The organism is Anaeromicropila populeti (assembly GCF_900112775.1).
In the GTDB taxonomy this organism is placed as follows: domain Bacteria; phylum Bacillota; class Clostridia; order Lachnospirales; family Lachnospiraceae; genus Anaeromicropila_A; species Anaeromicropila_A populeti.
This window is the reverse complement of record NZ_FOYZ01000005.1, coordinates 64,252-78,020: the sequence shown is the minus strand read 5'-3', so window position 1 is coordinate 78,020 and position 13,769 is coordinate 64,252. Positions and strand designations below refer to the sequence as shown.

12 protein-coding genes are annotated in these 13,769 nt (G+C 36.0%); 2 read left to right on the top strand and 10 right to left on the bottom strand.

Annotated features, from left to right (window positions below):
• Window positions 1-102 precede the first annotated feature (102 nt).
• Window positions 103-792, top strand: a complete 690-nt coding sequence (locus BM305_RS07415; protein WP_092560064.1) for a TIGR01906 family membrane protein — start codon at window positions 103-105, stop codon at window positions 790-792.
• A gap of 1 nt (window position 793) precedes the next feature.
• Here the strand turns inward: BM305_RS07415 and BM305_RS07410 are convergent, their stop codons facing one another.
• The 7 genes from BM305_RS07410 to BM305_RS07380 all read right to left on the bottom strand — a co-directional run bounded on the left by BM305_RS07410 (window position 794) and on the right by BM305_RS07380 (window position 7,775).
• Complete coding sequence (locus tag BM305_RS07410; RefSeq protein ID WP_092560063.1) at window positions 794-2,530, bottom strand: HAMP domain-containing sensor histidine kinase; 1,737 nt, start codon at window positions 2,528-2,530, stop codon at window positions 794-796.
• Window positions 2,531-2,548: 18 nt separating this feature from the next.
• Window positions 2,549-3,256: a response regulator transcription factor gene (locus BM305_RS07405; protein WP_092560062.1), complete on the bottom strand. Its 708-nt coding sequence runs from the start codon at window positions 3,254-3,256 to the stop codon at window positions 2,549-2,551.
• Window positions 3,257-3,286: 30 nt separating this feature from the next.
• Window positions 3,287-3,952 (bottom strand): phosphate signaling complex protein PhoU, encoded by a 666-nt coding sequence (gene phoU, locus BM305_RS07400; RefSeq protein WP_092560061.1) that lies wholly within the window; start codon window positions 3,950-3,952, stop codon window positions 3,287-3,289.
• Between the two features lie 76 nt (window positions 3,953-4,028).
• Window positions 4,029-4,790 (bottom strand): phosphate ABC transporter ATP-binding protein PstB, encoded by a 762-nt coding sequence (gene pstB / locus BM305_RS07395; protein ID WP_092560060.1) that lies wholly within the window; start codon window positions 4,788-4,790, stop codon window positions 4,029-4,031.
• Between the two features lie 15 nt (window positions 4,791-4,805).
• Window positions 4,806-5,954, bottom strand: coding sequence for a phosphate ABC transporter permease PstA (pstA, locus tag BM305_RS07390; RefSeq protein WP_092560059.1), 1,149 nt, complete (start codon window positions 5,952-5,954; stop codon window positions 4,806-4,808).
• Between the two features lie 13 nt (window positions 5,955-5,967).
• On the bottom strand, window positions 5,968-6,855 hold the full coding sequence (gene pstC, locus BM305_RS07385; RefSeq protein WP_092560058.1) for a phosphate ABC transporter permease subunit PstC: 888 nt from the start codon (window positions 6,853-6,855) through the stop codon (window positions 5,968-5,970).
• Entirely contained in the window at window positions 6,855-7,775 is a 921-nt protein-coding gene (locus BM305_RS07380; protein WP_177214608.1) for a phosphate ABC transporter substrate-binding protein, read from the bottom strand. The genes pstC and BM305_RS07380 overlap by 1 nt, the downstream gene beginning before the upstream one ends.
• 218 nt (window positions 7,776-7,993) lie before the next feature.
• Between BM305_RS07380 and BM305_RS07375 the strand changes: the two genes are divergently transcribed.
• A complete protein-coding gene (locus tag BM305_RS07375; RefSeq protein WP_177214607.1) occupies window positions 7,994-8,473 on the top strand; it encodes a deoxycytidylate deaminase in 480 nt (159 codons plus the stop codon).
• A 305-nt stretch (window positions 8,474-8,778) separates the two neighbouring features.
• Here the strand turns inward: BM305_RS07375 and BM305_RS07370 are convergent, their stop codons facing one another.
• From BM305_RS07370 to yicI, 3 genes are all read right to left on the bottom strand, one after another.
• Window positions 8,779-9,054: a hypothetical protein gene (locus BM305_RS07370; RefSeq protein ID WP_092560055.1), complete on the bottom strand. Its 276-nt coding sequence runs from the start codon at window positions 9,052-9,054 to the stop codon at window positions 8,779-8,781.
• A gap of 65 nt (window positions 9,055-9,119) precedes the next feature.
• On the bottom strand, window positions 9,120-11,267 hold the full coding sequence (locus tag BM305_RS07365) for a glycoside hydrolase family 3 C-terminal domain-containing protein (RefSeq protein WP_242940490.1): 2,148 nt from the start codon (window positions 11,265-11,267) through the stop codon (window positions 9,120-9,122).
• Between the two features lie 12 nt (window positions 11,268-11,279).
• Window positions 11,280-13,631, bottom strand: a complete 2,352-nt coding sequence (gene yicI / locus BM305_RS07360) for an alpha-xylosidase (RefSeq protein ID WP_092560053.1) — start codon at window positions 13,629-13,631, stop codon at window positions 11,280-11,282.
• Between the last annotated feature and the right edge of the window lie 138 nt (window positions 13,632-13,769).

Here is a 13,769-nt window from a genome sequence, read left to right as displayed (position 1 = left end):
CTATTCTAATAGACTTCATACTAAAAACACATTTACTTTTCATGAAAATTCTATATAATACTAAATATGGAATTAAACATATTATAAAACAGGAGATTTCTTATGAAAAAAACGAAAAGGTTAACAATTGCACTTTCTGACTTTTTAATTGGACTTCTATTTACATTACTTTTTATTTCAATAGGAGTATATTTGTCTGTTCACTTCAGACCACTCTATTACTGGGATGTGGATTACTTGCATATTGAGGAATACAGTGGCTTTGAAAAAGCGGTCATTCTTGAAAACTATGATACACTGATTGACTACTGCTCACCTTTTTACAGTGGAGAATTGGATTTTCCTTCCATTCCCCAGTCAGTAAATGCTACCATTCATTTTGCAGAAGTAAAAAACATTTTTAATTTTTTCTTTTACTGTGGCATTCTATGTTTTGCTGCACTTTTTCTCATTCTATTAACAAAGCATTCCCATCAGAAATCCATCCGTGGATTTCGAAAACAAAAGAGCAACCGATACTTACTGGTATCTTCTATTACAACCCTGGTGCTCCCTTTACTGGTCGGTGCTGGCTGTGCCTTAAATTTTGAACAGGCTTTCGAACTCTTTCATAAATTATTCTTTCGGAACGATTACTGGTTATTTGACCCAGCTACCGATCCTATTATACTAATGCTTCCAAATACTTTTTTCCTTCACTGTGCCCTTGTGATAATCTTTTTTGTATTTCTAGGAAGCACTGTTCTGTTTTTAGTATACCGGCACAATGAAAGAAAATCTGCACGTTTATAATTTAATAAGGCAATTTAATTAAAAATGTGGTTCCCTTATCTTTTTCACTTTCCACTATAATATTGCCGCCATAAAGTTCTACAATATGCTTTACAATGGATAATCCAAGACCTGTACCTCCCTGCTTTCTGGAACGTCCTTTGTCCACTCTGTAAAACCGCTCAAAGATCCTGGACAAATGTTCCTTCTGCATGCCGATTCCTGTATCTGCAATTTTAATATTCAGAACATTTTCCTTTTCCCAGCAGAAAATCTGGATTGTGCCTTCTTCCGTATACTTCATGGCATTATCCAGAAGATTAATAATCAGTTGTCTCAGTCGGATTGGATTGCACATAAACGGTTTCACATATGGCACAGGTTCGTAAATTAGTACAACCTGCTCCTTTTTGTTTCCATTTAGTAAATTAATTACCTCTTGTATGCACTCATTCACATTTACCGGAACTAGCACATACTCCTTTTTTTGTTCGATCTCAGACAATGTTAAAATGTCCTGAATAAGAGAATAAAGACGATCCGCTTCAATATCAATAATATCTAAAAACCTGGCTGCTGCTGCTGGATCACTGATAGCTCCGTTTTTCAGGGTATCAATAAATCCTCTGATGGATGTCAATGGGGTTTTTAGCTCATGAGTAACATTAGAAACAAAATCAGAACGAATCGTCTCAAGCTTTTTAATCTGCGTAATATCCTCCATGATAAACAGAATACCCAGAATTTCACCATCCGCCTTGCAAAGTGGCGTACCAGTAATTCTCAGCAGGCGATCCTGATCTTCTGTATCGGTTAGAAAACATCCTTCTTCCACAACGGTTTCTTTCTTCTCTTTCACAGCATCTAAAACTTGAAAGATAACTCCACTTCGAAATACATTATACAAATATTGCTTTCTCAAATTTTCACTTTTGCCGCTAAGCTTTGCAAATGCTTCATTATAAAATAGAATCACATTATCTTCATCAATTGCTACTACAGATGAATTCATACTTCTCAGCATAGCTTCCAGTTCAATATTTCTCTGGGTTAATCCTGTAATGCTTTTTTCTAGATTTTCTGACATCACATTAAAGGAAGAGGCCAGCCGTCCTAACTCAGATTTTTCTCTTGTATATATTTTTATACCATAACTTCCATTGGAAATTTTCTCAGCAGCCTTTGTTACCTCTACAATAGGATTACTTATAAATCGTGTAAATACAACTGCTAAAATTACTGCTATTAAAAGACAAACAAAAATATTTCTGCTAACAGCTCCCGCAAAGTCCTCGTTAAGTTTTTTTAGATCCGATAGGGGCAATGAGATTCTCATGACACCTTGAAAATTTTCTGTCGTAATCGGAACTGCACTATAGGAATAATCCTGCTGCATCGTTTTAGAATACCTTGTAACGGTTACACTTTCCCCTCGTAACGCTTTTACTACCTCTTCACGACTTCCATGATTTTCAAGCTGTTCTTTATCACTATCCGCAACAACACTACCATCTCTGCTTATTAAGGTAATACGTATCTGATACTCTTTCGCATATCTTTGGACAAAGTCTTTATAATCTTTTTCGTCAGAAATGTTGGAATTTTCCAACACATCGCCTAATAATTTGGCCTGTAGTAAATAGTACTCACTGCTTTTTTCATTCAGATATTCATATTCCTTTGTCCAGTAGGACAAGCTTGATATCCCAATTGCAATGATAATTAATACAACATATGAAACAATAAGCTTTTTCCGCATACCATCCTCCCCATATCATTATTTTTCAGCAAATTTATATCCAACTCCACGAACTGTCTTTATTAGTATAGGTTTTGTATCATCTTCCTCAATTTTCTTTCTCAAATTCCGGATATGCACATCCACCGTTCTTGTTTCTCCAATATAATCATATCCCCACACCTTTTCTAGCAGAGAGTCTCTTGAAAAGACAATTCCTCGGTTTTTTATTAAAAGATACAGCAATTCAAACTCTTTATAAGACAACTCAATGGGCTCATTATTTACTGTAACTACCCGCTTTTGTCGATTAATCGCTATATTTTTAAATAGCAGCAGTTCATCCTTATCCTGTGCTGGTAAGTCTTCCCTCTCTACACGCCGCAGTAATGCCTTTACCCTTGCAAGAAGCTCATGAACTCCGAAGGGCTTTGCGATATAGTCATCGGCGCCGATCTCCAGCCCTACCACCTTACTGATTTCGTCTCCCTTTGCGGTAAGAAGAATAACCGGAAGATTTTTATGGCTGTCATGGTTTCTGATTTTCTGTAAAACTTCAATACCATCGATTCCAGGAAGCATCCAGTCCAGAATAACAAGGTCCACTTGCTTTTGATTCAGTATTTCCAGTGCTTCCTCTCCTGTATCCGCTTTTTCTACCTGATACCCTGCACCTATCAAGTTGTAACCGATTAACTCTAAAATGTGTTCTTCATCATCTACAGTTAATATCACCTTATTACTCATATCTATCCTCCAGTTCTATCTTACTTCCACTTATAACATATCATTTTTGGCCGTTACAAATTGACCTGTTACAATAAACTTAATCCATTCCGCAATATTGGTAGAATGATCTGCCATTCTCTCCAAATACTTTATAATCATTAAATACGCAACACCTTGTGGTATAATCTCCTGATCCTTCTGCATCATTTCCGTCAGTTCAATACTGAGCAGTCGAAAGCTTTCATCTACCTCATCATCCATTACAATAACTGCTGTTGCCTTCTCCAAATCATGATTGACAAAGCTATCTATTGTATCCACAACCATATGCTTCATAGTTTCAATCATATGGGACAGCCCCTTAGGTGCCTTAATACGCTCCAGTCTGTGCAAAGTAATAATATACTCCGAAATATCTGAACAATGATCCGCAATCCGTTCAATATCTGTGATAATTTTCATAATAGAAGTTATATTACGCAAATCACCTGCTAATGGCTGCTGCTTTGCAATTAGATTAATACATTCTCTTTCAATATGTTGTTCCAGCAAATCAATGTCATCATCCCGGATAATAATTTTCTTAGCCAAATCAATGTCTATATGTTCCAGCGAAAGAATCATTTCATTTAATGATATTTCTAAAATGCTGCCCATCTTGATTACATTTTGATTCAACTCTTCTAATTCTTTTAAAAAAAATTGTCTTGTCATATTGTTTAATCACTCCCAATTTTATCATTTTTACTACCTGTTATCTATATTTATATTATAAATTTTCTAATTTACATCATCCAAATCTTCCTGTAATATAATCCTCTGTCTTCTGATTCACCGGATTGTTAAATATCTGTTCTGTTTCTCCATACTCTATTACTTCACCTGTCAGGAAAAACGCCGTTTTATCCGATATTCTGCTTGCCTGCTGCATATTATGAGTTACAATAATAATTGTATAATTATTTTTCAATTCCACTGCCAAATCTTCGATTTTTAAAGTCGAAATTGGATCTAATGCAGAGGTTGGTTCATCCATTAAAATCACTTCTGGTTCTACCGCCAGTGTTCTGGCAATACAAATTCTCTGCTGCTGCCCACCTGAAACAGACTGGGCGTTTTTCTTCAACTTATCCTTTACTTCATCCCAGATTGCTGCCTGCCGTAAGCTTCTTTCCACAATCTCATCCAAAATGCTTTTCTTTTTTATTCCATGTATTCTAGGTCCATATGCCACATTATCATATATTGTCATAGGAAATGGATTTGGCTGCTGAAAAACCATTCCCACCCGTGTTCTTAATTGAATGACATCATAGCCATCATAAATGTCTTCTCCATCTAATAAAATTTTTCCGTCTATTCTAACTCCCTCTATAAGGTCATTCATTCTGTTTATTGTTTTTAGAAAAGTAGACTTTCCACACCCAGAAGGCCCAATAAAAGCTGTTATTTCCTTCTCCTTAATTTCCATGCTCACATCTTTCAATGCATGAAATTTTCCATAATGCAAATTCAGCTTTTCCACCAAAAATTTTGCCATTTTGTTCTCCATACCTTTATCTTCTCCTTATTTTTTAATCAGAAAATGCCGCGTAATAAGCTTTGAGCCAATATTTAAAAGAATAATAATTCCAATAATAATAATTGCAATGGAACAAGCAGCTGATAAATCACCTGTCTCTTTTATTATCCAGTACAATTTAACGGTAAGTGTGGAGCCACCCGCCGATGTACCTGTTAAGGCAGTTGGAATTTGTGCAACCGTTCCCGCAGTTAAAATCAGTGCTGCTGACTCTCCTACAACCCTGCCGATGCTTAATATAACAGCTACTAGAATTCCCTGTATGGCATTAGGCAAAATCACCTTAAAAATAGTCTGTAATTTTGTTGCTCCTAATCCTAAGGAAGACTCTCGATATGTGTTAGGAATTGCCTTTAATGCTTCCTCTGTGGTTGATATAATGGTTGGCAGCAATATGATAGCAATGGTCATAGCACCTGCCAGAACTGAGTATTGCATTTTAAGTATTTGTACAAAAAACATCATACCAAAAAGACCATAAATAATGGATGGAATTCCTGCCAGATTTTGAATGGCAAACCGGATAATCCGCAATAATCTTCCTGCTTTTGCATATTCATTCAGATAAACAGCCGATAAAATTCCTATTGGTGCGGAAATACCAATTGATAAAAATATCATATAAAAAGTGGTAACACACATAGGCAAAATACCGCCGCCTGGTCTTACTGCTTTAACCCTGATTGCTTCACTGCTGGCTGCAAACTCCTGACTGATTGCAGAAACAGCCTCACTAAGACTCATATCTTCTATTCTGGTGCTTCCCACCTTGGTAATCAAATCCGATTTCTTTAATGGATATAAATTATTTTGCAGATTTCTAGCTTTTTTAAACGGAGAATTTTTAGCAATCTGTTTAATAACTGCATTTCCTTCTTCATTCATTTCAATTACAATTCCAAGAGATTTTATTTCCCATGAATTTAATCCCTCTGAAATAGTTTCTTCATCTATTCCCTCATTTTCAGAAACCACTACAAAAGTTGTTTTGTCTTCCCACATGTTAGTCAGAAAACTCAGATTTAAATTTCCTAGTCCCTTATATAGAATAAAACCAATAATGAACACCAATATTGAAACGGTAAAAGCTGCTGATAAATATACGCATGCATATAAAATTCCATCCTTTTTCATTTTATCGTCCTTCCTACTCTACCTTTTTTTCCCCACTTGTAAGCCTAATTAACGTAATATTTACCAACATAATAAAAATGAACAGGATGACACCTGTTGCGAATAACATTTCCTGATGCCTTCCAGAAGCATAACTCATTTCCATTGCAATATTCGTTGTAAGAGGTCTTACCTTATCCCAAATACTAAGTGGGATTCCTCCTATTGGATTTCCAGCTATCATCATAACTGCCATGGTTTCACCAATTGCCCGTCCAATTCCAAGTACAGTTGCAGATAAAATTCCCGACTTTGCTGCTGGAATTACGCTAGAAAAAATAGTCTGCATCTTGGTTGCTCCAAGCCCCAACGATGCTTCTCTGTATGATTTTGGCACAGTTCGAATTGCATTTTCGGATAATGCAATAATATTAGGTAAAATCATAAGTGTCAAAACACAAATAACAGCAAACAATGACTGTCCATAAGGCCTAGGTGATATTTTATCAATAAAAGGAACAATAACGCCTAATCCAAATGCTCCAAATATAACGGATGGAATGCCTGCCAATAATTCAATTGCTGGTCTGACTATTTTTACAATCCATTCTGGTGCAATTTCTGCAATAAAAACTGCTGTCATAAGTCCCACTGGAACACCAATTGCAACTGCACCCAATGTCCCCAAAATTGATGCAACAATCATGTAAAGAATCCCATACATCTCATTATTCGGATCCCACTTGGTACCGGAAATAAATTTCCAAAAGGAATAAGCATTGTTTCCTACAAAGGGAGAAAGTCCCTTGTAGAAAACAAATGCTATAATGGATAGTACGCTTATTACACTTATCATTGCACAAGTCAGAAACACTAATCTCATACTATTTTCTGTAATATTCCGCATTCTTTTCGTATTCATTATCCTATTACGATTCCTCCATGTTCTTCTACAAATACCTGGCCATCTGCACTAAGGGCAAATTCAACAAATGCTTTTGCTTCTACTGGTAATTCTTTTGAGCTGTTATATACAAATAAGAATGGTCTTGATAAAGGATAAGATCCTGCTTTTGCATTCTCTGCTGTTGCTTCCACACCAGCCACTGTTAACGCCTTTACCGATTCATCTACAAAAGAGAAAGATACATAACCAATTGCATTTTCATCTCCTGCCACTGTTGCCTGAACATTTCCATTTCCTTCTACTACCATTGCATTCTCAGTTAATCCACCTGCATCTTCTAAGCCAATTAATTCTTCAAATGCTGACTTGGTACCAGAAGCACCTTCTCTTGAAACTACAACAATTTCTGCATCCTTACCACCAACCTGATTCCAGTTTGTAATTTCTCCGCTGTATATTTTACATAAATCTTCAATAGAAATATCTGTAACATCATTTGCTGGATTAACAGCTACTGCAATACCATCATAGGCAAATACTTCACTTACTGCACCTGCTTCGGATTCTTCATTCTTTAAATCTCTTGAAGAAACTCCTAATGTATTCACTCCACCGATAGAATCTTCAATACCTGCTGAAGAACCTGTTCCCGTATACGTAACATTTACATTTGGGTTTAATGCTGTAAATTCATCAATCATGTCATTGATAATTTTTTCTACTGAAGTTGATCCAGTAATTACAATAGTACCGCTCAAATCTTGTGTTGTATCCTGTACTTCTTCCGTTGCTTCCTGTGCAGCTGGTGTCTCTTCTGTTGTACTTTCTTCTGTAGGTGTCTGGCTGCTTGTATTCTCATCTTTACTGCTTCCGCATGCCGTCATGGCAAATGCTAAAATTAAAACCATCATCATACTAAAAATTTTCTTCTTCATATTCTCTTTCCTCCACATTTCAGTCGATATCATGTCATCGAAAGCTATTCTTTCATTTCTTTTTCTACTTTACAATTGATACTATAAATCAATATTGTAAATGCCATATTGTTGAATTGTTAAGTCTGTGTTAAGTATTAAATCTAAATTAAAACTAGCCAAATAAACGCTTTATGACTATAATAAATATAACGAATATGCGGAATGGAGGAAATAAATTGAAAAGAGATGATTATATAAACTGGGATACTTATTTTATGGGAATTGCAATGCTGTCTGCTCAAAGAAGCAAAGACCCCAGTACTGGAGTAGGCGCATGCATCGTAAGTGAAGAAAATAAAATACTATCTCTCGGCTATAACGGGATGCCTCTTGGCTGCTCAGATGATGAATTTCCATGGGGCAGAGATGGTAATCCTTTAGATACTAAATACTTATTTGTGTGCCATGCAGAATTAAATGCGATTTTAAATTATACGGGAACAGATATGAAGGGAGCACGGGTCTATACTACTTTATTTCCATGTAACGAGTGTACGAAAGCCTTAATTCAGGTAGGAATAAAAGAAGTGATTTACATGTGTGATAAGTATTCACATACTGATTCTGTCCTTGCAGCAAAAAAGATGATGGATACAGTAGGCATATTATACCGGCAATATGAACCAATTGGACAAGATATTGTATTACATTTATAAAAATTCTGGATTAGTAATTGAAATATTATAGAATTATAAGGTGGATGTCCCATTAGCGCAAACAATTGCGCTAATGGAGTTATAAAGATTGTAAAAGGGATTTATCAAAATATTTGTAATTAGCTTATTCACTTAGGAATCAACGATATTTGAATTCCATGCTTAATATATTAAAGTATTCTTTTACATTTTAATACTATAAAAATTGCATATTTTATACATGTAAAATTAGACTTCTATTATTTCACATAAAAAAGGGCAGAACTTGTTATAGTCCTACACCACCCTTTTTATCATACTCCTGATTATTTTATTCTTGGCTCCACATCCAGTTCATCGATTTCATCCTCTACTTCTTGTAAATCCTCCTCTTCCACATCCTCTGTTTCTTCCTCTTCTTCACTTACTGTTTGATTCTTTTTCAATTCCTCACACAACAGTATTTGGTTACATATGGCTGTTAAATTGCTAGAAATAGCAGTACAGTAAGATGCCATCAGTCTAATTTCTGTAACACTTCTACCCTCAGCCAATGCTACCGATAGTGCAGAAATCTTAGCAGTCACGTCGCATGAAATCATAAATGCCACCACCTCATACTTATTATATGCAGTAACAAATAATTGGTTTCATGCGACGACTAACCTTACTTATACATATAACTTTTTTCAATTAAAATCTGATTAGTCTTCACAATATTTCTGGAAGATGTTCCTACTTGAATTTCATAGCTTCCTTTTTCCACGCAAAACTGTTTTTTCTCCACAGAAAAATAAGAAACTGCTTCTTTTCCCAACATTATGGTAATTGTTTTTTCTTCCCCTGGATGGAGAAAAACCTTCTTAAACCCTTTCAGTTCTCTGGAAGCTCGTTGTACTTTACTATCCTTACTAGAAACATAAAGCTGTATCGTCTCAGCCCCTGCAATGTTTCCTGTGTTTTTCACCTTAACAGATACCAGAATTTTTAATTCGTCTTCTTCTTTTACTGTTACTTCTTCCATAGAACATACAAATGTAGTGTAGGATAATCCATGTCCAAAACAAAATTGTGGTTCAACCTGATAGGTATCATAGTATCGATAGCCAACAAAAATACCTTCTTTATACTCTACTGTCTCACCACCTGGGAAACAATCAAAATAATGTGTTGGTGCATCCGATGCAACTTTTGGGAATGTGACAGGCAGCTTACCAGATGGATTCACATTACCTAATATAACATCTGCCAATGCGTTCCCAGTTTCCATTCCGCCATACCAGCCCCATACAATTGACTTTGCATCCTCTACCCATGCTGACATATCAATTGGAGACCCCCCAATCATTACAACAACTGCATCTGGCTTTACCTTCAGCACTTCTTTTATTAATTCGTCCTGCTGATATGGAAGTGTCATATTCTCACGATCTAGTCCCTCTGAATCATAGTCATGATTGTATCCGCCAAAAATAACGACTTCGTCTACTTCTGAAGCAAGCTGCACCGCTTCATCCAGATATTTTTTCCGCATTTTTTTAGCTTCCTCATCTTCCTTAGTAAAGACTCTCGCTTTATTTATTACATCCTCCAAACTAGTTTCCTGCCAGTTATGCTCTTCTTTCTTTGGCTCTTCATAAAAATATCCTTTCGCATACCGAACTTCAATATTTCCGCCAATTTTTGTTTTCATCCCCATAAGTGGAGAAATCTCATATAACGCCTTAATTTCGGAGCTTCCTCCTCCATTAGAATGGATTTTCTCAGCATTCTGACCAATAATACCAATAGATTTTATCTTATTTATGTGAATTGGCAGCTTGTTGTCTGCATTCTTCAATAAAACAACTGACTCGGCCGCTGCCTGATAAATCACTTCCCGATGTTGTGGTGTGTTATACGTACCTGCTTTTCTGTCTTCACAGCCAATTTTTAATTTCTCAATCAACTTTAAAATTCTTCTGACCTTTTCGTCAATAAAATCTTCAGAAACTTCGCCCTTTTTAACCATTTCCAGTAATGGATTTGCCAGACAGTACTCATCAAATTCATTTGTTACTGACATTTCTAAATCCAAGCTGCATTCCGTTGCTTCCTTTGTATTATGAACAGCCCCCCAGTCAGAAATAACAACACCATCAAATCCCCATTCCTGACGCAGAATTACATCTAATAGTTCTTTGCTTTCACAGCAAAAGTTCCCTCTAAATTTATTATACGCACCCATTAAAGTATGCACATTTGCCTTCTGAACTGCTGCCTTAAAAGCAGGGAAATATATTTCATTTAATGTTCTTTCATCTACCAGAACTTCAACATGCATCCGATTGGTTTCCTGATTATTTACTGCAAAATGTTTTACGCAAGCAGCCACATCATTTTCTTGAATTCCGTTTATATAAGGAATTGCCATTTTTTCTACTAGAAAAGGATCTTCGCTTAAATATTCAAAATTTCTTCCACCAAGAGGACTTCGGATAATATTTACACCTGGAGCAAGAATAACATCCTTGCCCCTTCCTCTTGCTTCATTTCCCAGTACTTTACCAATCTGATATGCCATATCTGTATTCCATGTTGCAGCAACTGCTGACTCGCATGGCAGATAAGATGCCGCATCCTCCGTTGTACCGACTAAAATCCATGCATTGTCTGCAAATTCATTGCGCACACCCATAGGGCCATCAGACATTTTCAGCGATGGAATTCCCAGCCTTTTTACCATTCCATTTCGAAACAAACCATTTCCATGGATTAAGGAAACCTTTTCTTCTATTGTCATTTCAGTTATTAATTCTTCAATTGTTCGATTCATCATATTCCTCATTTAATTCTGTAGCTGACAAACTACTTGCTTCGTATTTTTCGTAATCTTAACTATTGAATTGGAACCTTCTTTCACTAGCTCACCATTCTCAACTTCTGAAATATTTGTAACATTAACAAATACAACCGTAAAATCTTCCTGGCTCTCTGCCTGAATCAAAATTTGTTCTGCTTTCTTGCAAATCTCAATTGTAATTTTTTTCTCTGTATCCTGACTATATACTACAGCTGTGGAAGTTTTACCTTCTGTCAAGCAATAAGCTTTAAATGTAACCTCTTTTTCATAGTCATAATCCGGAATATCTTGTCTGCTTCCTATTGCAATAATAGAATTCTCTTTTACCATCATTGGTATACTTAAATAGTCATGGTGCTCTTTTACCCATTTACCACCAGTTTTCTCTTCACCAGTAAAATAATTTGTCCAGGTTCCTTCTGGCAAATAGTAAATTCCCATACTTTGATCATTAAATATTGGTGCTACTAAAATAGAGTCACCTAGCATATATTGTTTATCTAAAAAGTTACAGTTCAAATCATCTGTAAATTCCAACACCATACTTCTCATCATTGGAATACCTGTCTGAGCTGCCATTACTGCATAACGATACAGGTAAGGCATCAAACTCATCTTTAGTTTTGTAAAAAAGCTTACAACTGCTACGGCTTCCTCATCATAAACCCAAGGCACCCGATAAGAGGTACTTCCATGTAATCTGCTGTGAGAGGATAACAGTCCAAATGCTGCCCATCTTTTATATACATCTGGTGTAGAAGTATGCTCAAAACCACCTATATCATGGCTCCAGTATCCAAAACCAGACATGGTAAGGGATAAACCGCCACGTAAACTTTCTTCCATAGATTCATAATCTGACCAACAGTCTCCACCCCAGTGAACAGGGAACTGCTGACCACCTACCGTTGCACTTCTGGCAAATAATACAGCTTCCTTTTTGCCTCTCTTTTCAATAATTAAATCATATACCGTTTTATTATATAAGAATGTATAGTAGTTATGCATTTTCTTTGGATCAGATCCGTCATAGTACATAACATCTGTAGGAATTCTTTCACCAAAATCTGTCTTAAAGCAATCTACTCCCATATCCATTAATACACCTAATTTTTCTTTAAACCAGCTGCAAGCATCTGGATTGGTAAAATCTACGATTGCCATTCCAGGCTGCCACATATCCCACTGCCATACATCTCCATTCTTTCTTTTAATAAAATATCCTTTTGAAGCGCCTTCTTCAAACAGGCAGGATTCCTGTGCAATATACGGATTAATCCATACACAGATTTTAAGCCCTTTTTCCTTTAATCTCTTTAACATTCCTTCTGGATCTGGAAATACCCTTTGATCCCATACAAAATTAGACCAGCAAAATTCCTTCATCCAAAAACAGTCAAAATGAAAGACTCTTAATGGAATATCACGTTCAAACATACCATCTACAAAAGAATTTACCGTTACTTCATCATATTGAGTTGTAAAAGATGTAGATAACCAAAGTCCAAATGTCCAAGGCGCTACTAATGCTGGTTTTCCAGTTAAATCCGTGTATCTCATAATGGTTTCCTTCATAGTAGGACCGTTAAACAAGAAATACTCCAGACTCTCTCCCTCTACCGAAAACTGCACTTTATTAACTGTTTCAGATGCTACTTCAAATGAAACCTTTTCTGGATGATTTACAAACACTCCATATCCTCTATTAGATAAATAGAATGGTATGTTTTTATAAGACTGTTCTGTAGAAGTACCACCATCATCATTCCAAATATCTACAGTTTGTCCATTCTTCGTAAATGATGTAAAACGCTCACCAAAGCCGTAAACCAATTCTCCTACAGATAGGCATAAACGTTGTCTCATATAAGTATCATGTTCTAAGCCATCATCATAAGCCAGTCCCCTCCAGTCAGTCTTTACATAAGCTAAATCTTTTCCCGTACTTTTTGTCAGCAGTTCATCATTTCTATAATAAGTCATACTGAAATCCTTTTTTGTAATCACTAAACGGAGTGTTCCGCTTGTTATTTCAAAGGAATCTTCTGTTTCTCTTACTTTTAATGCTTCACTTTTCTCAATATTCAGCTGAAATTCTGGTTTTTTGCATTGAACTCCAGCATAATGAAATGTTTTTACTCCAATTACTTCTGGCATAGGAGATGTGATCTGAATCGTCAGATTTACTCCCCCTAATGTATCTCCTCTATGTCTTACAGGATACGTTGGGGCACATATCTGTACCATCTGATCCTCTTGCTTGCAATAATAAATTTCACTTGGTCCAAACGTTTCCATTTTCTCCTTGTTCAACCAACAACCATTACTAAATTTCATATAATTTCTGTCTCCTTTCAGCAACATTCTATACTTGATTAAATTATATAACAAAACTTATTGATTTCATACCGAAATAATTGGCTATATGCACCGCACTAATTAGACTTTCCAGAGTAAAACTAGTCAGGTTTAACA